At 71.9% G+C, this 22678-nt stretch carries 18 protein-coding genes; 2 read left to right on the forward strand and 16 right to left on the reverse strand.

From position 1 onward, the window contains the following. The first annotated feature begins 61 nt into the window (after window positions 1–61). A complete protein-coding gene (locus ACFYPA_RS18085) occupies window positions 62–1081 on the forward strand; it encodes a LacI family DNA-binding transcriptional regulator (protein ID WP_389132766.1) in 1020 nt (339 codons plus the stop codon). Window positions 1082–1345: 264 nt separating this feature from the next. Beyond that, window positions 1346–2005, forward strand: a complete 660-nt coding sequence (locus ACFYPA_RS18090) for a phosphatase PAP2 family protein (RefSeq protein ID WP_359352374.1) — start codon at window positions 1346–1348, stop codon at window positions 2003–2005. Between the two features lie 7 nt (window positions 2006–2012). Here ACFYPA_RS18090 and ACFYPA_RS18095 read toward each other — a convergent pair whose 3' ends face one another. Genes ACFYPA_RS18095 through asnB form a run of 16 tightly spaced genes read right to left on the reverse strand, consistent with a single transcriptional unit; the run spans window position 2013 to window position 22677 of the window. Then, window positions 2013–3347 (reverse strand): glutamate-1-semialdehyde 2,1-aminomutase, encoded by a 1335-nt coding sequence (locus ACFYPA_RS18095; protein ID WP_389132769.1) that lies wholly within the window; start codon window positions 3345–3347, stop codon window positions 2013–2015. Between the two features lie 7 nt (window positions 3348–3354). Beyond that, complete coding sequence (locus ACFYPA_RS18100; protein WP_359079124.1) at window positions 3355–3906, reverse strand: dTDP-4-dehydrorhamnose 3,5-epimerase family protein; 552 nt, start codon at window positions 3904–3906, stop codon at window positions 3355–3357. Beyond that, window positions 3903–5141 carry a polysaccharide pyruvyl transferase family protein gene (locus ACFYPA_RS18105; protein ID WP_359316562.1) on the reverse strand — a complete coding sequence of 413 codons (1239 nt, stop codon included), beginning with the start codon at window positions 5139–5141 and terminating at the stop codon, window positions 3903–3905. The genes ACFYPA_RS18100 and ACFYPA_RS18105 overlap by 4 nt, the downstream gene beginning before the upstream one ends. Continuing rightward, window positions 5138–6085, reverse strand: a complete 948-nt coding sequence (locus ACFYPA_RS18110; RefSeq protein ID WP_389132773.1) for a glycosyltransferase family 2 protein — start codon at window positions 6083–6085, stop codon at window positions 5138–5140. The genes ACFYPA_RS18105 and ACFYPA_RS18110 overlap by 4 nt, the downstream gene beginning before the upstream one ends. After that, the gene (locus ACFYPA_RS18115) at window positions 6082–7392 is read right to left on the reverse strand and encodes a hypothetical protein (protein ID WP_359079816.1); all 1311 of its coding nucleotides are present in this window, start codon (window positions 7390–7392) and stop codon (window positions 6082–6084) included. The genes ACFYPA_RS18110 and ACFYPA_RS18115 overlap by 4 nt, the downstream gene beginning before the upstream one ends. 5 nt (window positions 7393–7397) lie before the next feature. Further along, window positions 7398–8711 (reverse strand): DUF4910 domain-containing protein, encoded by a 1314-nt coding sequence (locus ACFYPA_RS18120; protein ID WP_389132776.1) that lies wholly within the window; start codon window positions 8709–8711, stop codon window positions 7398–7400. After that, a complete protein-coding gene (locus tag ACFYPA_RS18125) occupies window positions 8708–9733 on the reverse strand; it encodes an SDR family oxidoreductase (protein WP_359316567.1) in 1026 nt (341 codons plus the stop codon). The genes ACFYPA_RS18120 and ACFYPA_RS18125 overlap by 4 nt, the downstream gene beginning before the upstream one ends. Before the next feature lie 3 nt (window positions 9734–9736). Next, a complete protein-coding gene (locus ACFYPA_RS18130; RefSeq protein ID WP_359316570.1) occupies window positions 9737–10384 on the reverse strand; it encodes a PIG-L deacetylase family protein in 648 nt (215 codons plus the stop codon). After that, the gene (locus tag ACFYPA_RS18135; protein ID WP_359079134.1) at window positions 10381–11208 is read right to left on the reverse strand and encodes a glucose-1-phosphate cytidylyltransferase; all 828 of its coding nucleotides are present in this window, start codon (window positions 11206–11208) and stop codon (window positions 10381–10383) included. The genes ACFYPA_RS18130 and ACFYPA_RS18135 overlap by 4 nt, the downstream gene beginning before the upstream one ends. Beyond that, the gene (locus tag ACFYPA_RS18140; RefSeq protein WP_359316573.1) at window positions 11205–12449 is read right to left on the reverse strand and encodes a class I SAM-dependent methyltransferase; all 1245 of its coding nucleotides are present in this window, start codon (window positions 12447–12449) and stop codon (window positions 11205–11207) included. Before ACFYPA_RS18140 ends, ACFYPA_RS18135 begins: the two co-directional genes overlap by 4 nt. Then, window positions 12446–13720 carry a glycosyltransferase gene (locus tag ACFYPA_RS18145; protein ID WP_389132781.1) on the reverse strand — a complete coding sequence of 425 codons (1275 nt, stop codon included), beginning with the start codon at window positions 13718–13720 and terminating at the stop codon, window positions 12446–12448. The genes ACFYPA_RS18140 and ACFYPA_RS18145 overlap by 4 nt, the downstream gene beginning before the upstream one ends. 2 nt (window positions 13721–13722) lie before the next feature. Beyond that, on the reverse strand, window positions 13723–15027 hold the full coding sequence (locus ACFYPA_RS18150) for an O-antigen ligase domain-containing protein (RefSeq protein ID WP_389132784.1): 1305 nt from the start codon (window positions 15025–15027) through the stop codon (window positions 13723–13725). 1 nt (window position 15028) lies between these two features. Beyond that, complete coding sequence (locus ACFYPA_RS18155) at window positions 15029–16561, reverse strand: right-handed parallel beta-helix repeat-containing protein (RefSeq protein WP_359079142.1); 1533 nt, start codon at window positions 16559–16561, stop codon at window positions 15029–15031. Window positions 16562–16573: 12 nt separating this feature from the next. Beyond that, window positions 16574–18535 carry an alginate lyase family protein gene (locus ACFYPA_RS18160; protein WP_389132786.1) on the reverse strand — a complete coding sequence of 654 codons (1962 nt, stop codon included), beginning with the start codon at window positions 18533–18535 and terminating at the stop codon, window positions 16574–16576. Beyond that, window positions 18532–20724: a bi-domain-containing oxidoreductase gene (locus ACFYPA_RS18165; RefSeq protein ID WP_389132788.1), complete on the reverse strand. Its 2193-nt coding sequence runs from the start codon at window positions 20722–20724 to the stop codon at window positions 18532–18534. The genes ACFYPA_RS18160 and ACFYPA_RS18165 overlap by 4 nt, the downstream gene beginning before the upstream one ends. 39 nt (window positions 20725–20763) lie before the next feature. Beyond that, complete coding sequence (gene asnB / locus ACFYPA_RS18170; protein ID WP_359316587.1) at window positions 20764–22677, reverse strand: asparagine synthase (glutamine-hydrolyzing); 1914 nt, start codon at window positions 22675–22677, stop codon at window positions 20764–20766. Window position 22678 lies beyond the last annotated feature (1 nt).

Genomic DNA, 22678 nt, shown 5'->3' on the forward strand with positions numbered 1-22678 from the left:
TACTCCACCTCCCCAGCGGGGCGGCTGCGAGAAGAAGGGGCAGGGCGGGGGAGTGTCGAGAGTGGCACGGGCGGCGAGCATCAAGGACGTGGCCCGTGAGGCGGGTGTCTCGGTGGGCACTGTCTCCAACGTGATCAATCGTCCCGATCGCGTCTCCGAGGGGATGCGGCGGGACGTGCGGAGAGCGATCTCGGCTCTGGGCTACGTACGCAGCGAGCACGCTCGCCAGCTACGGGCCGGTCGCAGCCGGATGATGGCGCTGCTCGTCCTCGACATGGGCAACCCGTTCTTCGTCGACATCGCACGCGGGGCCGAACGTGCCGCGCGTGACGCGGGGCTCGGTGTCATGGTCTGCAACAGTGGCCAGAACCCGCGGGACGAGGCGGACTACCTCGCACTCTTCGCCGAACAGCGGGTCCGTGGAGTACTGGTCACCCCCGCCGCATCCGACGGGACCAACCTGCGCCGGTTCCGGCGCCACGGAATTCCCTTCGTTCTCGTGGACCGGGTGGCGGGGGACGAGGACGGGTGCTCCGTCTCCGTCGACGACGTCACCGGGGGAGCCCTGGCGATACGGCACCTGATCGCTGGGGGGCACCGCTCCCTCGCGTACGTCAGCGGGCCGGAGCGCCTCACGCAGGTGCGGGACCGGCGCCTCGGCGCGCACGCGGCGCTCACTGAGGCGGGACTTCCGCCTGACGCGCTGCTGGAGATTCCCGCCGCACGTCTCGACGTCGCTGCCGGGCGTGACGCCGGAGCCCGGCTCCTGGGCCTGGCGCAACGTCCCACCGGCGTCTTCTGCGCCAACGACCTGCTGGCTCTCGGCGTACTGCAGTCCCTGTACATGGCCGACGCTCGGGTTCCGGAAGATCTGGCCATCGTCGGATACGACGACATCGAGTTCGCCGCGGCGGCGACGGTCCCCCTCACGTCAGTGCGGCAGCCGGCCCTGACCATCGGAGCGAAAGCAACCGAGCTCTTGCTGCGGGAACTGAGCGAGGGGACAGCCGTGCACCAGCACGAGCACCTCGTTCTTCAGCCGGAGCTGGTCGCCCGTCAGTCCACGCTGCCTCCGCGCTGATCGTCAAAGCGTATGCGCTCCCACGTCAGGAGGCCGTCGTGCATCAGACGGGTGTCTGAGGGCTCTCCCGCATGTCCGCCCGGCCCGGTAGCGGAACGCCCGCCGGGTAGGGTGGTGACCGGGGAGTGATTCCGACGCTCGTGGCCAGGATGACGGCTCCTGAGCGAGCCAAGTCAGGCATGACGGGGGCGTGTTGGGGAGGCGTTGGTGCCGGGTGAATCCCAAGGTCGCGTCGATCGAAGGCGGTTGCGTTCCGGTGGGCGTGTGACCGGGCGCCCGGCGCCCGGAGTTCTGCCGGCGGCGCTGCGCGCGTGGCTCGGGCCGATCGCGGCCCTCGCCGCGCTGGCGGTCGTGGTGCTCGGGGCCTTGTACGCCGAGGACGGTGAGCCCGGGTCGCTGGACGCGCGGATCTGGGCGGCGGTGGACGGTGCGGGGCCGCCGTGGCGGTCCGTCGCTCTGGCCGTCGACTTCCTGGGGGAGCCCGTGGGCTCGGCGATGCTGGTCATCGCCGCCGTGACGGGCTGTCTGCTGCTTCGGCGTCCCGGCGCAGCAGCGCTCGTCGTGACCGGCGCCGGCCTGACCGTGGGGACGACGGCGCTGCTCAAGCCTCTGGTGGGACGTACCATCCATGGCGACGACAACCTGTCCTATCCGAGCGGGCACACCGCCTTCGTCACCGCGCTCGCCCTCGTGATGGCGCTGCTCGCGACCGGGCGGCTCGGTCTCGGCAGGGCGGCCGGCACAGCACTCGTGCTCGCCGCGGCGCTGGTCGCCGGTGCCGCCATGGGCTGGGCGCAGGTCGCCCTGGGTGCGCACTACCCGACCGACGCCCTGGGCGGCTGGTGTACCGCGCTGGCGGTGACGCCGGCGGCCGCGTGGCTGGTCGACCGGATGGCCGATACCGTTCGCCGGCGGCGTCACTGACGCCAGGTCACGCCCGGCGGCGGAACACGGGCTTCACCGGTCGCCCGCCCAGCCAGGGGGCGGGGTCAGCGGCCTCCAACGCCTTCCGGTACACCGCACACGCCTGGGCCACCACGTCGACGGTGTGATCGATGTCGGCGTCCCCGAGCGCGCTGCTCACCACGAACGACGGGGCCAGCACCCCGCCCATGAGGAGTTGGCGCAGGAACAGGGTGCGGTACCGCTGCGACGGCTGCCGGTCCTCGTCGAGGGTGGCGAAGACCAGGTTGCTGGCCCGGCCCCGGACGACGACGTGGTCGCCCACGCCCATGGTGGCCGCGGCCTCGCGGACACCGGCGGCCAGCCGCTCGCCGAGGGCGTGCAGCCGCGCGGTGATGCCCTCCTCGACGTAGACGGCCTGCACGGCCATCGCGGCGGCCAGCGAGTGCGTCTCCGCACCGTGCGTGGTGGACAGCAGGAACACCCGGTCGCCGGAGTGACGCAGACCGCCCCGCTCCATCAGATCGCGGCGCCCGGCCAGCGCGGAGACGGCGCATCCGTTGCCCAGCGCCTTGCCGAACGTGGAGAGGTCGGGGACGACGCCGTACAGGCCCTGGGCTCCCGCCTCGGACCAGCGGAAGCCGGTGATCATCTCGTCGAAGATCAGGACGCAGCCGTGCCGGTCGGCCAGCTCGCGCAGGCCGGCGAGGTACCCGGGCGGCGGCTCGGTGTGGGTGGCGGGTTCGAGGATCAGACAGGCGACCTCGTCCTGGTACCGGGCGAGCAACTCCTGCGTGGCGGCCAGGTCCCCGTACGGGAACGCCACGGTGAGCTCGTTGACCGCCGCCGGAACTCCGGCGGACATCGGCGTGGTGCCGATGAACCAGTCGTCGACGGAGAAGAACGGATGGCCGGCGCAGAGGGCGACGCGCGGGCGCCCGGTGGCGGCGCGGGCGAGGCGCACCGCGGCGGTGGTGGCGTCGGATCCGTTCTTCGCGAACTTCACCATCTCGGCGGTCGGCACGGTGGCCAGGAAGCGTTCCGCGGCCTCGACCTCCACGAGGGACGGCCGGACGAAGTTGCTGCCGCGGCCGACTTCCCGCCGCACCGCCTCGACGACGCGCGGGTGGGCGTGGCCGAGGCTGACCGACCGCAACCCGGAGCCGTACTCGATGTAGCGGTTGCCGTCGACGTCCCACACATGGGCGCCGCGGCCGTGGCTGATGACCGGGGCCAGGTCGGCGGGGTACTGGTCGTCCCCCTTGGCGTAGGTGTGCGCGCCACCGGGGATCATCGCGTGCAACCGCTCGTTCGCCAGCCGCGATTGCGGCAGGAGGACCTTCTCGTTGTCTTCGTCGTCCACGCCGACCTCACCCCTCCTTGTGCTTCAGGACCTCGGCGAGGCCGGGTGCCTCCCGGTCCCGCTCGGACACAGAGATGACCGGCAGCGGCCAGGGAATGGCGAGATCCGGGTCGTCGAAGGCGATCGTGACGTCCTCGGCCGGGTCGTGCGGGCGGTCGATCCGGTACGAGGTGTCAGCGGTTTCGGTCAGCACCTGGAAGCCGTGCGCGCACCCCGCCGGGATGTACAGGGTCGCCTGGGTCTCGCCGGACAGCTCGAAGAAGGCCCGCGAAAGGTAGGTCGGCGAGTCCGTCCGCAGGTCCACGACGACGTCGAAGATCCTCCCGTACGAGCACCGCACCAGCTTGGCTTCGCCTGCGCCCGAGCGCAGGTGCAGGCCGCGCAGCACGCCCCGGAGCGAGCGGGACAGGCTGTCCTGGACGAAGGCGTCCGGGTCGAGGCCCACCGAGCGGACCACGTCGGCGTCGAAGGTGCGGCAGAAGAAGCCGCGCTCGTCGGTGTACTGCGTCGTCTCGAACAGGAACGCGCCGGCGATCTCCGGGACTTCGGTGGCTTTCATGGAGTCTCCTGCCGGGTGTGGGTGTGGGTGTGTTCGGCCGCGGAGAACAGGGCCGTGCTCAGGGCGGCGAACTGCTTTTCAAGGAGCCGGGAGACGTCCAGGTTCCGCTCGGAGAGGGTTTGCCGCACTTCCGCCGGTCGTTGTTCCAGCGCCCGGAACTGTTCGAGCAGCCGGTCGGCGTCGACCTCGCGCGCCGGATGGCAGTACGCGCCCAGACCCATCAGCTCCATGAGCACGTCGCTCTTCGCCGAATAGCTGAGTGCGAGCGTCGGTGTGCCGACCTTCAGCGCACAGACCAGGTTGTGGTACCGGGTCGCCACCACCGTGCCGGCAGCCGCCGCCTCCTTCATCAGGTCGGCCAGCGAAGCCGTTACGGCGGCGGTGACCAGAGGCGAGTCCACCGCGTCGAGGACCGCGTCGACCACCGGCCGGTCCAGCTCGTCGCCGGTGAGCAGCCGGACCGGCCTGCCCTCCTCGACCAGCGCGCGGACGAAGCGGATCGTCCCGTCGAGGTAGCGCCGGTGGATCTCCTCGGCCCGCGCGCGGTCGTCGTTGCTCCCGTGGAAGTCCATGACGCCGACGCAGACCAGGCCGGGCGGGCCCGGGGGCGCGCTCGTGCGCGGCGTCGGCAGGGAGAACACGAGGTCCGCGTAGACCTCGTCGCGCGAGGTGTCCAGGCCCATCGCCCGCATCGCGTCGCGGGACCGGACGTCCCGGAACGACCGGTACGTGGCCAGCCGCGACGACCAGCGTGTCAGCGTGCGGGTCGGCCGGTTGCCGATCGCGCCGGCACCGACGCTGACCAGCGCGACCGGGGTGCCGAACAGCCTGCCGGTCGCGCAGAGCAGGAACAGCGAGTACGGGAAGCCCCACGGACGCAGCGGCAGCGTGGTCTCCAGGACGCCCGTACCCGGCACGATCACCACATCGTGCCGGCGCACCCAGGCGGCGGTGCGGACGACGTCGACGAGTTTGCCCACGGCCTTGGCCGCGACCGCGCCAGCGCGTGACGCGGTCCGGTACTCCCCGCGGTACCAGTGCAGTCGTGTCGCGGGGATGCCGTACCGGGCCGTGACGGTCTCGGGGCCGCCGCACAGGGCTTCCACGACCGCCTCGGGCCGCTCGGCGCGGAGGTAGTCCAGCACGGCCTCCAGCGACCCGTCGTTGCCGACGTTTCCGGAACCGAGCAGGCCGAACACTCCCACGCGCACCGGCTTCTCCTCCCCGTGCGTCATGCCTGTCTCCCCTCACGGCCGGCGACGAGGGCGTCGACGGAGACGGTGAGCCGGCCCGGGTCGACCGGAGCGCGGTCCTCGACCCGTTCGCCGGCGCCCGGCCGGCCCCGGCTGGTCAGCCACGCGGCCAGGTGGCGGTGGCACGCGCGCCGGTCGGCCGGGGACAGGGGCGCCCGCCGGATCGCCGAGGCGAAGCCCCAGACGTACTCGGCGAGCAGCCGGGGCGTGGGGTGCAGCGGGCCCGCACGGCGCGGATCCAGATTGACGCACCGGGAGCGTTTGGAGGGGTTCGCCCGTTCGGCGCGGGTGGGGTGGTCGCGGCGGAAGTACAGCAGCTCCGGGACCTGGTGGAAGGGCCCGTGCAGGGTGATCTCGGCGACGAACGTGCGGTCCGCGTGGTGGTAGCTGTCGTGCGGCTTCACCCGGCGCAGCATGTCGGCCCGCATCACCCCGTAGAAGTCGTCGCCACCGGGCTCGAACAGCAGGCTCCGGAATCGCTCCGGCGCGTGCGGCGAATCGGTGGCGAGCCCGTACTCGTACGGGACCTTCATCCTGCCGTCGCCGTCGATGACCGCCTGGCCGCTGTGCGCGAGGATCACGTCCGGACGCTCGTCCAGCGCCTCGACGCAGCGCCCCAGCAGGTCCCGGGCGTACAGGTCGTCGTGCGAGGCCCACTTGAACAGCTCGCCGCGGCACTCGGTGAACACGTAGTTGTGGTTCGGCGCGGCGCCGATGTTCCGGCGCAGCCGGAGGTAGCGGATGCGCGAGTCCCGCGCGGCGTACCGGCGGCAGATGTCCTGGGTTCCGTCGGTCGAGGCGTTGTCGGAGACGACCAGTTCGAATTCCTCGTAGGTCTGGCCGAGCAGGGCGTCGAGCGCCTCGGCGAGGTACTCCTCGCCGTTGTACACGGGCAGGCCGATGCTCAGCCTGGGTCGGGCGGTCATGAGGTCCTCACTTCGGGAAGGGGATGGCGGTGGCGTTCGCGCAGTGCGGACCGCAGTTGCAGCCACCACACGGCCGAGCCGCAGACGGAAGCGGCGGCGACGCCCCAGGCCGAGCCGATCGTGCCGCCGGCGACCGCGCCGCCGAGGCCGCCGCTGACATAGCAGGCGGAGGCGAACAGCTGGCAGCGCAGGCTGTGCCGGGCCGCGGCGAGCGCGCGCAGCCCGGCCGCCGCTCCGGTGCCGAGCCCGGCGCCCGCGACGCCGAGCGTGACCGGCACGATGAGCTGCGAGGCAGAGCTCCAGACGTCACCGAGAACGAGTTCGCCGAGCCGGTCCGGCACCAGCAGCAGCGCCGCGCCCCAGAGCAGCGCGGCGACGGCCTGTCCGCCGCCGAGGAGGAGGCAGAACTTCCCGAGCCGCTGCGGGGCCTGACGCAGGACCCGTGCCGCCTCCGCGACGGTGACCAGCGAAAGGCCCATCAGTACGGCGAGGAAAGGGCCGAGGAGGAGTTCGGCGCCCCGGATCACCCCGACCGCGCCGACCCCGACGATCGCGCCGAGCCCGTACGCCCGCAACTGGCTGGCGCCGCTGACGCCGACGTTCTCGACCAGGTACCGGTAGCCGAGGTCGCGGTGGTCGCGAAACCACTCGCGGGCTCCGGCCGGCCGGGGCCGGATGCCCGACTGGAAACAGCCGTACACGGCAGCCACCGCGGCGGAGGAGCCCCAGGCGAGAATGAAGGCGGTCACGCTGCCCACCCGGGCGGCCACCACGACGGCCGGGACGAGCGCGACAGCCCACACGACGTCGTTCACGAACGCCTTGCGGCCATCGCCGGCGGCGAAGAACGAGTACCGCCACGCGTCCTGCAGCAGCAGTCCCGGCAGCATGACGCCGAGGGCGGCGAACGCGGGCCCCACGTGGCCGCCCGCCGCCAGGCCGATCACCAGACACGCCGCACCGATCACGGCTCCGACGCCGAGCGCGGTTCCGGACGACCGGGCCACCGCCCCGCGCCAGGACGCTTCCGGTACCCCGCTGAAGCGCACCACGAGCGGGTCGGTGGCCAGCCCGCGGGAGACGCTGAGCACCACGCCGTAGGTCACCCAGGCCAGGCTGAACACGCCGAACGCGGTCAGCCCCAGCGAACGGGCCACGTAGATGCCCACCAGGAAGTTGGACGCGCTGGAGGCCGCCTGGTCGGCCAGTCCCCAGGACAGCCGGCCGACGACGGCCCGGGTGCCGGCCCGTCGGTCGGATCCGGACCGGTCCGCCGCGCGGCTCGTCTTCTCCTCCCCGGTGGTCATCCGCGTCATGCCTTGATCAGCCCGGCGCCGTGCAGGGCGCCGGCCGCGACGGCGACGGTGTCGAACGGCAGCCCGGACCGCTCGGCGATGTCCAGGAGACCGTGCTCGCCGTCCGAGAGGCTGAGCACCCAGAGCATGGCCATCTGGGCCTGCTGGGCGTCGCTGCGCCCGCCGAGGGAGTCGTACAACCCCCGTCGGCCCAGCTGGGGTTCGCCGTAGGGGCTGAGGTTGACGTAGCGCCGGTTGCGGTCGAGGACGGAGCATGCCTCCCGGCAGACGGCGAGCGTGTCCGCCATCGCCTCCGGGGAGACGAAGTCCAGATCGTCCGCCGAGGTGTGGTACTCGGGATAGCCGGCGTACGGGGTCCGGCTGAGGGAGCCCACGCCGAGATCGAACCCGGGTGAGCAGTACTGCCGCTCGTCGTACCCGTACGGACTGAACTCCTTGATGCTGTGCGGGCGTTCGGAGGCCGCCAGCACATGCCGCATCACCCGGTCGATCTCCGCGTCGCCGCGTCTGCTCTGCTTGTACGTCAGTTGGCCCGGGTCGCCCGCGCAGGCCAGCACGAGGCCGTGCTGGACGCTTCCCCGGGCCCTCGGCTCCGCTCGAGCGGGGGATGCCCCGTTCACCCGCTCCCTGTTGCGGGCCAGCCAGGTGATGGCCCCGATGGTGCCGGGGGCGAAGATGAACCGGTACGTGTAGTACGGAGTCAGCTCCGCCAGCGCTCGCGCCAGGAAGACCGCCACCGCGATGCCCGACAGGTTGTCGTTGGCCAGCGACGGGTGGCAGACGTGGCAGGAGACGATCACCTCCTCGGGAACCTTCCCGGGGACCACGTGCTCGGCGTAGGTGAGGTGGCCGTCGGCGAGTGTGGAGTCGACGCACACCTCGTACTCGCCCTCCGGCAGCGCGTCCAGGGTCTCCTGGGACAGGCAGAAACCCCAGTCCGGCTTGTAGTAGCTGGTGCGGTACGGCACCCAGGACGGGTGATCCGGCAGGGTGTGCAGGTGCGCGCGCAGTTCGGCCAGCGGCATGGTCGCCGAAACGGGCACGCTGTAGCCGAGTACGTGCAGGCTGGATGCGGCGAAGTCGACCACTCGGCGGCCGTCGCGGTCGGCGATGTACGCGTCCCGGATGTTCCACTCCTGCGGCACCGTCCAGTCGAGCACCTGCGTTCCGGTCGGTACCTCGTGCACCTGCAGCGGAACGTACTCGCCGACGATCTCCAGGGTGGCGCGCACACCGTCGCCGGTGATACTCCGGCACAACGGGTACAACCGCTCCACCAGAGCATGCATCTGCTCGCCGGCCGTGGTCATCGGCGCCGCCGCAGCGTGCCGTCGACGGCACCGGCGTCGGACGCCGCCCGCAGCACGGCCAGCCGGGTGAAGCGTCCCTCGAAGTCCTCCCGGGTCAGTCCGTGTTCCCGGTAGGCGTCGGCTAGTTCGAGCGCGCCCTGCTTCACCGTCCACTCGCAGTCGAAGCCGGGGATCGCGGCACGGAACCGGGAGAAGTCCACCCGGTACGACCGAGGGTCGGCACCGGTCTCCCCGGTGATCACCACCTTCGAGCCGGAGACCGCCGCGGCGACCTGCTCGGCGATCTCGGCGACCGTGACGTTGTTGACCTCGCTGCCGATGTTGAACGCCCGGTCGTGCACCGCCTCCCGTGGCGCGGCCAGCGCGGCCGTGAAGGCCCGCGCGATGTCGGCGGCGTGCACCAATGGTCGCCACGGGGTTCCGTCGGAGAGCACCCGGACTTCGCCGGACAGAACGGCGTGGCCCACCAGGTTGTTCAGCACGATGTCGGCGCGCAACCGGGGTGAGTAACCGAAGGCGGTCGCGTTGCGCATGTACACCGGGCTGAAGTCGCCGTCGGACAGTGCGTGCAGATCGTCCTCGACCCGCACCTTGGACTCCGCGTACGGCGTCACCGGGCGCAGCGGCGCGTCCTCGCCCACCAGGTCGCCACCACCGGCGGCACCGTAGACCGAGCAGGTCGACGCGTACAGGAAGCGCCGCACTCCGGCGTCGCGGGCCAGCCGGGCCAGCCGCACGGAGGCGTGGTGGTTGATGTCGTAGGTGAGGTCCGGCGCCAGCGATCCCAGCGGGTCGTTGGACAGCGCGGCCAGGTGGATCACGGCGTCCACCCCGGCCACGTGGTCGGCCGTGACGTCGCGCAGGTCCACCTGCCGTCCCGGCGGGTCCGCGGGCGGCGGGCCGAGGACGCAGTCCGCGAACAGGCCGGCGTCAAGGCCGACGACCTCGTGCCCGGCGGCTGCGAGGACCGGGGCCATCACGGTGCCCAGGTAGCCCTGGTGTCCGGTCAGTAGTACGCGCAAGGGTCATTCCCCCAGATCGAGAGTGAGTTTGGTGGCGGCGAACGCCTCGGCGTAGCGCGCATGGCATTCGATGCCGCGGATCCGCGCGAGACCGAGGAAGGCCTCCCGGTCGTACCAGGGCCGGTGCCGCTGCGAGGGGTAGTGCTCCTGCAACAGCCGCACCTTCTGTTCGGCGACCTCCGGCGACAGCGGCTGGTACGCCGTCGGACGGCCGAGATCGCCGTCCCACTTGACGATCTCGTAGCCGAGTACGAGGTGGTCGCGGAACGTGGTGGTCACGAGCTTCGCCAGGCCGCGGTGGTCCTGGTGCGCGTCAGCGGTACGCGGCGCGAGCACGAGATCCGGCTCGGTCCGCGCGCCCAGCTCCTCGACCGCGTTCTTGGCCTCGTCCCAGTGCGCGGGCAGCCGTCCGTCCGGAAGCTTGAGCACGGTCAGCCGCAGGTCGGCACCCGGGCAGAAGGCGGCGAGCGCGGCTTGCTCCTCCTGCTCCCGTTCGCTGCCACCGCCGGAGAGCACCAGCGCGTCGACGCGGATCCCCGGCCGCGCGAGGCACAGCGTCAGCAGCGTGCCGCCGGCGCCGATGGCGATGTCGTCGCAGTGCGCGCCCACCGTGACGAGCCGGGTCAGCCGTCCGGGCCCGAGGCGGATCACGCCCCCGCTCCGGCGCGGACCGTTGTGCCGGTCGCGTCCGCCCTCGCACGCTCCTGTTCCCAGACGGCCCACGGGCGGTCGCCCCGGGTGTAGGCGGCGTCGAGCGCGGCCCGCTCCTTCACGGTGTCCGTCGGCTTCCAGAAGCCGGAGTGCCGGTGCGCCGTCAGCCGGCCCCGTTTGGCCAGTTGGGCGCATCCGTCAGCGACCAGGTCGCCGTTCTCCGGGATGTGGTCGAAGACTTCCTGGCGGAGCACGAAGTAGCCGCCGTTCTCCCACAGCGGCAGTTCGCTCACCGCGGTGATGCCCCCCACCAGACCGTCCTCGCCCAGGTCCACGCAGTGGAACGACGACTGCGGCGGCACCACCATCATCGACGCGCCGGCGTCGCGCCGCGCGAACCGGTCGATCATCTCCGGCAGCGGGGCGTCAGTGAGCACGTCGGCGTAGTTGGCGAGGAACATCTCGTCACCGTCCAGGTGGTGCCGCACCCGGCGCAGCCGCTCCCCGATCGGCGACTCGATGCCGGTCTGCGCGAACGTGATCGTCCAGGAGGCGATGTCGGTGGACAGCAGCTCGGTCCGCCCGTTGCGCAGGACGAAGTCGTTGGACGTCGTCTCCTCGTAGTTGAGGAAGAAGTCCTTGATGTGGTGGGCCCCGTACCCGAGGCACAGGATGAACTCCGTGTGCCCGAAGTGCGCGTAGTAGCGCATGACGTGCCAGATCAGTGGCCGCGGGCCGACCATCGCCATCGGCTTGGGCATGTCGTCGGAGGTTCCGTTGCGCATACGCAGCCCGTAACCGCCGCAGAACAGTACGACCTTCATGACTTGACCTCGACAATGCTCAGTTCCGGTATGGGAAACACCAGCCGGCCGCCCCAGGCGTGCACGAAGGACAGCTGCTCGATCAGTTCGTCCCGCAGGTTCCACGGGAGGACGAGCACGTAGTCCGGCTTGTCGGTGCTGATCTGCTCGGGTGGCAGGATCGGGATGCGGGCACCCGGGGTGAACCTGCCGTGCTTGTAGGGGTTGCGGTCGACCGTGTACGGGAGCAGGTCGGGCCGGATGCCGCAGTGGTTGAGCAGGGTGTTGCCCTTGCCCGGGGCGCCGTAGCCGACGACCGTCTCGCCGCGCTCGGCCGCTTCGATGAGGAACCGCAGGAGGTCCCGGCGCACCTTGGCCACCCGGGCGGAGAACTCTGCGTACCCGGACAGCTCCCGCAGCCCGGCGGCCTTCTCCCGGTCCAGTACGTCGGCCACACGCCGGGTCGGCTCGCCGGCCGCCTCGTCCGGGCGGGCCCACAGCCGGATGGAGCCGCCGTGCGTGGGCAGCAACTCGACGTCCACGAGGGTGAGTCCGCCGCTCGCCAGTGCGCGGGCCGCGGCCGCGACCGTGTAGTACTGGAAGTGCTCGTGGTAGATCGTGTCGTACTGGTTCTCCTCGATCAGGGTCAGCAGGTGCTGCACCTCGATGGAGACCCAGCCGTCGTCGGCGACCAGGGCACGCAGCCCCTGGGTGAACCCGACCACGTCGGGGATGTGCGCGTACACGTTGTTGGCCACGACCAGGTCGGCCGGGCCGTGCTCCGCGCGGACGGCCGAACCGGTGGCCGGGTCCAGGAACTCCGTGAGCGTGGGCACACCCGCGTCCCGCGCCGCGGCGCCGACGTTCACCGACGGTTCGATGCCGAGGCAGCGGATACCCCGGTCCACCACGTGCTTCAGCAGGTACCCGTCGTTGCTCGCGACCTCGACGACGAAGGCGTCCTTCTCCCCGGAGTCGAGACCCAGCCGCTGTACGGCGTCGGCGACGAACGTGTGCGCGTGCTCCACCCAGGAGGTCGAGTAGGAGGAGAAGTACGCGTACTGCGTGAACGTCTCCTCCGGCGTGATGAGCGGAGGGATCTGCGCGAGCCAGCAGTCGGTGCAGACCCGCAGGTGCAGCGGGTACGCCGGCTCCGCCTCGTCCAGTTGGTCCGCGGCGAGAAAGCTTTCACACGGCGGGGTCGCCCCCAGATCGACGACGCTCGCGAGCGCCGCCGAGCCGCAGAGTCGGCATCGTGTCATCTACTGCCCCCATCCCGCCCGCGCGGGTGTCCCCGCCACGAGCCAGTGCGTTTGTCCCCTGTCGGCGGCGGGCTGTCCCCGCCGCCGGGCCGACCCGCGATCGCGGTGCGGTACTCATCCATCAGGCGCTCCAGCCCGACGGACGGGCTGAAATGCTCCTCGTAGCGTCGCCGGGCCGCCTCGCCCATCTCCCGGTTGCGGACCGGCTCGGCCGCGATCCGGCGTATGCACGACGCGAGCGAGGCGGTCGCGCCCGGTTGGTGCAGCAGCCCGGTCACGCCGTCCTCGACGAGTTCGGCGAAGGCGCCGTGACCGGCGGCGACGGCCGGAACCCCCGCTGCCATCGCCTCCACCACCACCAGGCCGAACGCCTCCAGCCACGTGGAGGGAGCCACCACGGCGACCGACCGTGCGACCGCCTGCCGGCACTGGGACGAGTCGTACAGGCCGACGTACCGCACGTCGTCCCGGCCCGCGGCCCAGGCGGTCACCTCTCGTTCCAGTGGACCCGTGCCGGCGACCACGAGCGGCACGCCCACACCACCGCCGGCGGCTATCTCGTCCCACGCGGCCATGAGCAGCCGCACGCCCTTGGCCTCGGCGAGCCGCCCGAGGAAGAGCAGATGCTCGCCGGCCCCCGTCCGGCGGGCGCCCGGGTCGGGCACGAAGTTGTGCTTCACCGCCAGCCGCTCGGGTGGCATGCCGGCCGTTACCAGGACGTCCCGTTGGGCCGCCGAGATGCAGAAGAACCGCTCCACGCCGGACCACCACCGCCGCCGGTTGACGGACAGGCTGACCGCGAGCGGCACCGTCGCCAGCCGGGAGTTCCGGTAGCAGCCGTGCCGGACAGCGGGCAGCGGCGTGGACCCGACGCACTCGGTGCACGGCCGGCCGTCCCGGTGCAGCGTGCCGGGCGGGCAGACCTGCGTGTAGTTGTGCAGTGTGGCCACGGCGGGCACGCCGGCGTCGGCGCAGGCGGCCAGTACCGCCGGTGACAGGAGCGGGAAGACGTTGTGCAGGTGCACCACGTCCGGCCGCTCGGTGCGAAGCCGGGCGGCGAGCTCCGTGCGGACCGCCGGGTTCCACGGCACCAGGAGCGGTAGCGCGACCTTGCCCAGCAGGGACCGGGCGGCGATGTCGTCGCTGCGCCGCTCGAACACCCCGACCCGGTGGCCGGCTCCGCGCAGCAGAGCCACCTCCTGGTCGACGACCTTGTTCTCCCCGCTCGGCTGCGCCGAGGCGTAACGGTTGTGCACCACCAGGACGTGCATGTTCAGGTCACCTCCGATCTCGGGGCCCACCGTGGGATGCGCCGTTCAGCGACTTCGTCGGGCGTCGGGGAAGGGGCCGCGGTGGGTGCCGCCAGCAGTGAGGCGGCCACGGCCAGGTGCAGCAGATAGGGCGAGGCGTCGCCCAGCCCGGCCTCGGTGTAGGACGCGATGGCGCAGTAGCTGATCAGGAAGATCGCGCAGGCCCTCGACAGCGACGGCGGCCGCAGCAGCGCGACGCCGCCCAGCACGATGATGATCGCCGCCACCAGGACGACGCCGGTCATACCCTGCTCCTGGAAGACGGCCAGCCAGCTGTTGTCGATCGGCAGCCCGCCGAACGACTTGTCGCCCAGCCCCGTGCCGAACACGTACTCCGACGGCGTCCGCGGAGCTGCCAGCAGGGCGTCCCAGACCTTGGCCCGGCCGGTGAGGCTGGTGAAGTTCTCCTGGCTCTGTCCGCGCAGGAACCACGCCTGCAGCAGGGAACCGAACCCCACCGCGATCACGGCGGCGCCCAGCACCGCCCAGGCGAAGAACCGGCGGGCGCCGGCGCTGGTCAGGATGAGCGAGCCGATCGCCAGCGTCAGCCCGATGAGCAGGCCGAGCGTGGCCGTCCGGGTATGAGTCAGCGCGAGCAGGACCAGTGCCGGCACGATGACCGCCACCGCGCTGCGCCTGTCGGCCCGGCGGCCCAGAACGAGCAGCACGGTGAGCCCGATGATCACTGCGGCGTACTGTCCGATCTGCGGCGGCGTGAGCGGCCACAACGCGCCGACCAGCCGCCCGCCGTAGAGCTCGGGCATGGCCGCGCCCGGTGACACGACCAGACCGGCGGCCACCGACGCGAGCACCGCGAAGTACATCCGGATGTGGTGCCGGACGAACGTCGGGCTGCCGTCCCACCAGCGGCTGAGCAGCCACAACGTGCCGACGAAGAGAGCCAGTCGGGCGCAGCGGAACAGCGCGCCGGCACCGGACCCCAGGTCCACGCTGGAGATCACGCTCGGCACCAGCAGCAGGGTGAGCAGGAACACGAAGGCGCTCGCCCGGATGCGCAGCCGGAGATTGAGTGCGAGCGCCAGCGCGAACGCGGCCACCAGGGCGCCCATGGTGACCATCTGGATGAGGGAGCGGGGCAGCGGGACGATGGTCTTCGCCCCGGCGGAACCCAGCGTGTTGAGGATCAGCAGCCCCCAGACGATTGCGACGGCCTTCGGCGTATCGGCGGGGCGTGGTGCGGTGCCGGGCCCGGCGCCCGCCCCATCGGATCCGCCCGCCGGCTCGCCGCGCGTCAGGTCCCGGTCCATCTCAACCACCGGCCCGTGGCGCGAAGGTGCTGCCGGTGTCCTGTCGGTACGGTTCGCCCTGCCACTGCCAGAAGTCGAGTTCCCGGCTGGGGTCGTGGGCGACGAAGCTCCACGGTCCGCGGTAGACGTTGTCGTGCCAGCGGTTGTGCTGCTTGTGGGTGATCGCCTCAGCCACCGCTTCGCCCTTGTACGGCGACCAGTCCGGATACGTGCCGTAGTTGGCCAGCACCGCCATCCGGCCGCACTTCACCGTGCACCTGACGACGGACGTGTCCAGGACGAAGCTGTTGTCGTGGATGTCCACCCGCTGGGTCCTCCACCGGCAGTCCGCGTGGAGCGGTGCGGTGGCTATCGCCGGTTGCGCGCAGGTCCTGGTGTCCCGCACCAGCGATGTGCAGTTACCTGACGAGGTGTTGGCCGGGCTGTTGCAGAACCGGTCGGCGTTCTCCCACAGGGTGATGCCGGACCAGTTGTCCTCCAGCACGTTCCCGTAGATCTCGATCTCGTCCGTGCGGGCTCGGATGCGTGGTTCCCCGCCGGACTCGGACAGGTAGACGGTGGCGAACGGGAAGGTGTCGCCGCGGTCGGCGTTCCTGCGGCCCTCGACCCAGTTGTTGTGCCGGATCATGTTGTCGCGGATGACCGCGTTGTAGCTGGTCTCGTAGATCAGTGCGGCACCGTCGTTGGCCTCCAGCACGTTGTCCTCGATGCGGAAGTCGTTGTTGTTGGTATCCGCCCACAACCCGGTGCCGCGGTTGTCGTGCACCCAGTTGCCGCGTACGTCGGCTCCGTCGACGGCCCAGAACTTGACGCCTCCGGTGCAGCCGCAGCCCTTCCGCCGCCGCTCCCAGTCGTCGGTGTTGTTGCCCACGATCTCGTTGCCCTCGACCACCAGCCCGGTGATCCGGCCGGTGCCCTTGTACGCGTTCATGCCGTACTGACCGTTGCCGCGCAGACAACTGGCGCGAACCTGCTGGCGGGCACCGGCCATCAGCCCGGCACCGGAGTTGTTCCGGATCGCCGCGTGCTCGATCACCCACCCGTCGGCCGAGTCGTGGTTGACGACGCCCTCGTCCGGCGGCGCCACGAAACCGCGCACCGTCAGGTAGCGGATGGTGACGTCCTCGGCGGCACCGCTGAACGCGTACTGGTTCGTCTTCCGGCCGTCGAGCACCGCGCCCGGCGCCCCGAGGTAGCGGTTCCCCTTCTTGGGGATGACCTGGGCGTAGCGGTCCGGCTTGAGCCGGTGTGTGCCCGGTCGAAGCCAGAACGTGGTGTGCGCGGGGCTGCTCAGGGTCTTCGCGGCCAGGTCACCGACCACCGCGGGGTCGACCGTCACCGCGCCCGCCGGCGCCTTCACCGGCCCGGCGGGGGGCTCGGCGCACACCCGGGCCACGGAGGGCGCCGCGGACCTGGACGGCGCGCCGGAGGGCGCCGCCGCGCCGCCCGGCGTGTCCTCACAGCCGGTCGCCGCCGGCAGGACCAGCACCAGCGTTGCCACCGGCAGCGTCCAGTGCCGCCACTTGATCCCCACGCGTCCTCCCCCCTAGCCGTGGAACCTGAGTACGGTGGTGAACCCCTGTGCGCCGTCGGTGAAGCCGGTGCCGACCAGCGTGGTGGCGGGTTCCTTGCGCCCGAAGCCGGGGGAGTACCAGCCCAGCGGCGGATCGCTCTCGCCGCGATGCGCCCGCCACGACAGCTGCCCGGGCAGGTCGAGCGTGGCGGAGCGGTCCTCACCGTCCCGGGTCCAGGTGAGCGCTGCCCGGTTCTCCCTCACGTCCGCGGCGATCGTCGGGCCGAGGTGGAACGCCAGTTGCACGGTCCGGCGCGGGCCGCGTACCTCGTCGATCACCCTCAGCTCCCGGCTCTCGGCCGTCAGCTCCACTCGCCGGCGGTGTACGGAGCCCCGGTAGCCGTCGTGCTCGGCGCACCAGCGGGCCGCACCCGCGCCGGAGGCGCCGGATGTGTCGGCGACCAGGACGCGGCTGCGGGCATGGCGGGTCCACAGGAACGGGCCGCCGGAGACCGACTGGTCACCGTCGTCCAGTCGCAGGGTGTTGTGGCCGAGGGTCGACCGGAAGTACTGCCGCCACTCGGGCTGCCCGTGGTAGCAGAACGTCCCCGGGTCGGCGAGCACGTCGACCCCGTCGTGCCGGACCTCCACGGACAGGGCGTCCGCGTGGGCGTGCGCGGCGATGGACAGGAACCCGTGCGGACCACCGTCGCAGCGGCACCAGATCTCGCCCGGACCGCGCAGAATGGTCATGCCGGCGTCGGCGAAGTGGGCCGGCCGGCTTGCCGGGCGGATCACGGCCGGGGCGGTGGGCCGGATGAGTGCGGCCAGCAGCGGGGTGCGCACGTCGGTGCCGCTCACCGTCGGCCACCAGTCGAGGCGTCCGAACACGGCGTCCCCGGTGGCCAGCAGCGAGGCCCAGCGGTCGGTGCCCGCGCCGTCCACGACCAGACCGTGCCCGTCGTCCGCGTCCCCCTGGCGCGGCGGTCGCAGCCGGCCGTCCACGACAGCCGCGAGCGCGTCGGTCATCCGCAGCAGCACCAGCCGGATCGACGCGGGGACCGGCACGTCGGCGGCGTCCGCCTCCGCCACCGCGGCCAGGCCGAGCTCCAGCACCAGTCCGTGGTACTCGGTGGCCAGCTCGCGGTTCAGGCCGGAGCCGAAGGTGTTGCTTCGAAGCTGCCGCTCCAGCGACCGCAGTGCGCCGGCCCGCCAGAGCGCCGAGGAGGGGAACCACCCGAACGCGCAGGCCGCGGCGAACTGCCCGGCGGCCTCGGCGATGACGTGGTTGTTCGCCGACGAACCCCGGCTGGGGAAGGCGGCCAGCCAGCGCTGGTGATGCCAGATCTGGTTCACCGCCACCGGGTTGCCCTCGAACAGCCCGGCCGCGCCCGGCCAGCCGTCGAGCAGCCGGCGGATCCACACCCAGGACAGCAGCCGGATCCCCAGCTCGATGCCGCTGACCCAGTGCACGCCGCGCAGCGGCGTGTTGGCCGACCACCACAGCCGCAGGTGCGCGGCCACTCGCTCGGCGTACTGCTCGTTCCCGGTGATCGCGTAGGCGGCGGCGAGCACGGTGAGGTACTGATGCCGGGACAGCTCCCAGATCTGTTTGATGTCCCCGACCGTGTCCTCGTTCCGGTACGGCACGTCGAAGGCGTAGCCGTACGGCGCCCGGCGCCCGGTCTTCGGGTCGCGGCACCAGTCCGGTTCGGCCAGGTCGTCGCGGTCCACCCCGAAGTACTCGGCGTGTCCGGCCATCAGCCGGTCCGCCGCGGCGATGAGACGTTTCGCGGCGTCCGGTGGCACGGCGGCGACCGCCCCGGCGGGCAGTACCGCGGTGAACCGGGCGTCGGTCACGTTCGGGCAGTCCGGCGGCGCCGACCGCCACCGCCGCCTGCGCACCGCGTCGCCCACCCGGCCACCGACCTCCCGCGGCCCCATCCGGGTCAGCCGGCGCAGGTACCAGCCCGGACTGCCCGAGCGCACCGTCATCGCGCCCTCGCCAACGTCACCGGCGCGCCGCCGGCCAGGCCGGTCCGCACGGCGAGGGTGGCCGCCGTGGTGGCGACCAGCGACTCCAGGGGCACCGGCATCGGCCCGCCGGTGCGCACCGCCTTGATGAACGCGGCCAGTTCGGCGGACTGGCCCTTGTCCCGGGCCCTGGGCAGCCCTGAGCTGGCCCACCGCCGGCGGCCGCCGTACACGGAGGCACGGACGAAGTCGTCGAGCCGCAACACCTTGCCGTCCGCGACCAGGTCCAGCGTCTCCTTGGGGAAGCCGGGGGCACCGTTGGTGACGTAGCTGATGGTGGCGGTGGACCCGTCCGGGTAGCGCAGCACCACCTGCAGGTCCTCGTTGCCGGACGAGGCGACCGCGTACACGGAGACCGGGTCGGCGTCGAGCAGCCAGCTCGCCGTGTCGATGAAGTGCCCGCCCTCGCCGGCGAAGCGCGAGCCCTCGGTGCTCTGCTGGAGGTACCAGCTGCCGTGCTGCAGCCGGCCCGCGTTGACCAGGTAGCGGAGGCTCGCCGGACCGGTCCGGGCGCCGAACCGCTGCCTCGCCTCCTGCAGCAACGGCGCGAAGCGGCGGTTGAAGCCCACCTGCAGCCGGTCGTTGCCGGACTCCTCCACCGCCGCGAGCACGCCGGCCAGCTCGTCCTCGGTGAGGGCCAGGGGCTTCTCCACGAACACCGTCTTGCCCGCCAGCAGCGCCCTCCGGGTCAGTTCGGCGTGCGAGCTGTGGCGGGTGACCACGAACACGGCGTCGATGGACGGGTCGCCGAGCACCGCGTCGAGATCGGTGGTCGCCTCGGCGAAGCCGAACTTCCGTTTCGCGTTGGCCGCGGACAGCGCCGTCGTGGTGACGACCGTGGACAGCTGGACACCCTCGCGCTGGGCCAGGTGCGGCAGCAGCATCGACGTCGCGTAGTTCCCCGCGCCGGCGAACGCCACCCGCACCGCCCCCTTGGCGGACCGGGCGGGGGCGGTCACCCGGCCGTCGCTCCGCACGTGCACCGCCGGCACGGCCACCGCCGGGGCCGCGACGGGGTGTTCGGCGGGGCCGGGGTACCGGAACAGGACCGCCACGGCCTTCAGGTCGCCGTCCCGCAGGCGCTGGTACGTCTCGACGGCGTCATCGAAGTCGGCCGTGTGGGAGACCAGGGGCTCCACGTCGACGCGGCCACGGGCGAGGAGATCGAGGAAGCACGCCAGGTTGCGGCGCTCGGTCCAGCGCACGTAGCCGATCGGGTAGTCGCGCCCTTCGAGCTCGTACTCCGGGTCGTAGCGCCCGGGGCCGTACGAACGGGAGAACCGGACGTCGAGCTCCTTCTCGTAGTACGCGTTCCACGGCAGGTCCAGGCGGCACTTGCCGATGTCGACGACCCGGCCGCGGTCCCGGCTCATCCGGGCGGCCAGCTCGACGGGCTGGTTGCTGCCGCCGCCGGCGGCCAGGTACACCTGGTCCACGCCCAGGCCGCCGGTGAGTTCGGCGACGGCGGCTTCCACGGCGGTCGACTCCGGGTCCCCGCAGGCGGCGGCGCCCAGGCGCTCGGCGAGCTCGCAGCGCAGCGGGTCGGGGTCGACCCCGACGACGCGGACTCCCGACGCGGCGAGCAACTGCACCACCAGTTGCCCGATCAGTCCGAGGCCGATGACCAGCGCCACGTCCCCGAGCTGCGACTCGCCGCGGCGGACGCCCTGCAACGCGATGGACCCGACGGTGCCGAACGCCGCGTGCCGCGGTGCGAGTCCATCGGGCACCCGGGCGTAGAGGTTCTTCGGCACCCAGTTCAGCTCGGCATGCAGCGCGTGCTCATTGCCGGCGCAGGCCACGAGGTCACCGACCGCCACATCGTCGACGCCGGTGCCGACCTGCTCGACCACCCCGCACAGCGAGTAGCCCAGCGGCGTGTAGGAGTCCAGCTTGCCCATCACCTTGCGGTAGGTCGCGGGAACTCCGCTGGTGGCCACGCTCTGCATGACCTTGGCCACCTGGTCCGGCCGGGAGCGGGCCTTGCCCAGCATCGACATGCCCGCCTCGGACACCTTCATGAGCTCGGTCCCGGTGGATATCAGCGAGTAGCCGGTCCGGACCAGCGCACCGCCCGGCTTGCACCCCGGCACCGGCACGTCGAGCACCGCCAGCTCGCCGCTCTTGTAGTTCTGTACGACCTGCTTCACCTGAACTCCTCTGATTTCCCAAGCAGTTGAACGAGTGCCTCAGTCGGACCCAGAGGTCGCGCCGCGATACCAGTACTCGAGCGTCAGCACATGCCACAGATGTTTGGAGAAGTCCCGCTGCCCGGCGGCGTCCTCGGCGACCATGCGGGCCAGCGCGTCGCGGCGCAGGAAGCCGGAACTGACGAGTACGCCGTCGTTCACCACCTCGCGCACCAGCGGTGCCAGATCCCGGCTCATCCAGGCGCGCAGCGGGGCGCTGAACAGGCCCTTGGGCCGGTACACGATCTCCCGGGGCAGGATCGTGCCGGCCGCCTCCTTGAGGACGGCCTTGCCCTGCCGGCCGACGATCTTGCGGTCGCCGGGCACGGCGAACGCCGCCCTGACGACCTCGACGTCCACGTACGGCACCCGCACCTCGGTCGACGCGGCCATGCTCGACCGGTCCGTGTACGCGAGGTTCAGGCCCGGCAGGAACATCCGGGTGTCGCCCAGGCACATGCGGTTGACGAAGTCGTCGAGGTCGTTGTCCTCGTAGATGTCCGTGTGCTCGGTCAGCACGTCATCGACCGTCCCGGCCAGGTCCGGATCGACCAGGGCGAGCAGCTCGTCCTGGTCGTACATGGTGTAACTGCGCCGGAACGCGGTCTCCTCCGGCAGACCGGCGAAGGTGAGGAACCGCTTCGCGAACCGCACCGACCGGTACCCCCGGCGGGCCGTGGCGACCGGCAGCCGGTCCACGGCCCCGGACAGGCCGCGCCGCAGGGGCCGCGGGACGCGCTGGTAGCGCAGCGCGATCAGGTTGGCCAGGTGCTTGCGGTAACCGGCGAACAGCTCGTCGGCGCCCATCCCCGAGAGCATCACCTTGACCCCGGCCTCCCGGGCGGCCGAGCAGATGAGGAACGTGTTGATCGCGGCGGGGTCGCCGATCGGCTCGTCCAGGTGGTGGGTCATCCGCGGCAGCAGGTCGAGCACGTTCGGAGCGATCTCGATCTCGTGCAGGTCGACGCCGAACCGCTCGGCCACCTGCCGGGCATAGCGGAGGTCGTCGGGCATCGCCTCGAACTTGGCGTCCTCGGCACGGAACCCGATCGTGTAGGCGGAGATCCCGGGTCGGTCGCGGGCCGCCAGCGCGGTCAGATAGCTGGAGTCGAGACCGCCGGAGAGGAAGGTCGCCACGGGTACGTCGGAGAGCAGGTGACGTCGGGTCGACTCCTCGACGACGGCGGCGACATCCGGAAGCTCGCCGCTCCGGGCCCGCTCCCGGCCTTCGGAGGCGACGTCCCGGAGGTTCCAGAACCGGCCGCGCCGCACCTGGCCGTCGGGCCGGCACCGTATCCAGGTCCCCGGCGGCAGCTTCTCCGCCTCGCGGAACGCGCACCGGGAGTCCGGCACCCAGTAGTAGAGCAGTGAGGCCACCAGCGCCGCGTGGTCCACCTGGAGCGACCCGCCGGTGGCGGCGGCGAGCGCCTTGAGCTCGGAGGCGAACATCAGACCGCCGCCGCGCCGGAGCAGGAACAGCGGCTTGATGCCGAGCTGGTCGCGGGCGAGCACCAGGTCGCCGGTTCGCTCGTCGAAGATCCCGAACGCGAACATGCCGCGCAGCCGGGGCAGGCAGTCCGTGCCCCAGCGGCGCCAGGCCTCCAGCAGCACCTCGGTGTCGGAGGTGCCGCGGAAGCGCACCCCGGAGGCCGCCAGTTCGGCACGCAGCTGGGGCGCGTTGTACAGCTCGCCGTTGTACGTCAGGACGAGGCCGTCCGAGACCATCGGCTGGGCGCCGGTTTCGGTCAGGTCGATGATGGCCAGCCTGCGGTGCCCCAGGTGGACCTCGCCGTCACCGGCGGGGTAGCTGTACCGGCCGGCCCCGTCCGGGCCGCGGTGGACGAGGGCGTCGGTGAGCCGGTCGGTCACGACCTTCCCGTCCGGCCATCGGTAAGTGCCTGCGATGCCACACATG

The sequence above is a fragment of the Streptomyces sp. NPDC005775 genome, assembly GCF_042871565.1.
Taxonomy (GTDB): Bacteria; Actinomycetota; Actinomycetes; order Streptomycetales; family Streptomycetaceae; genus Streptomyces.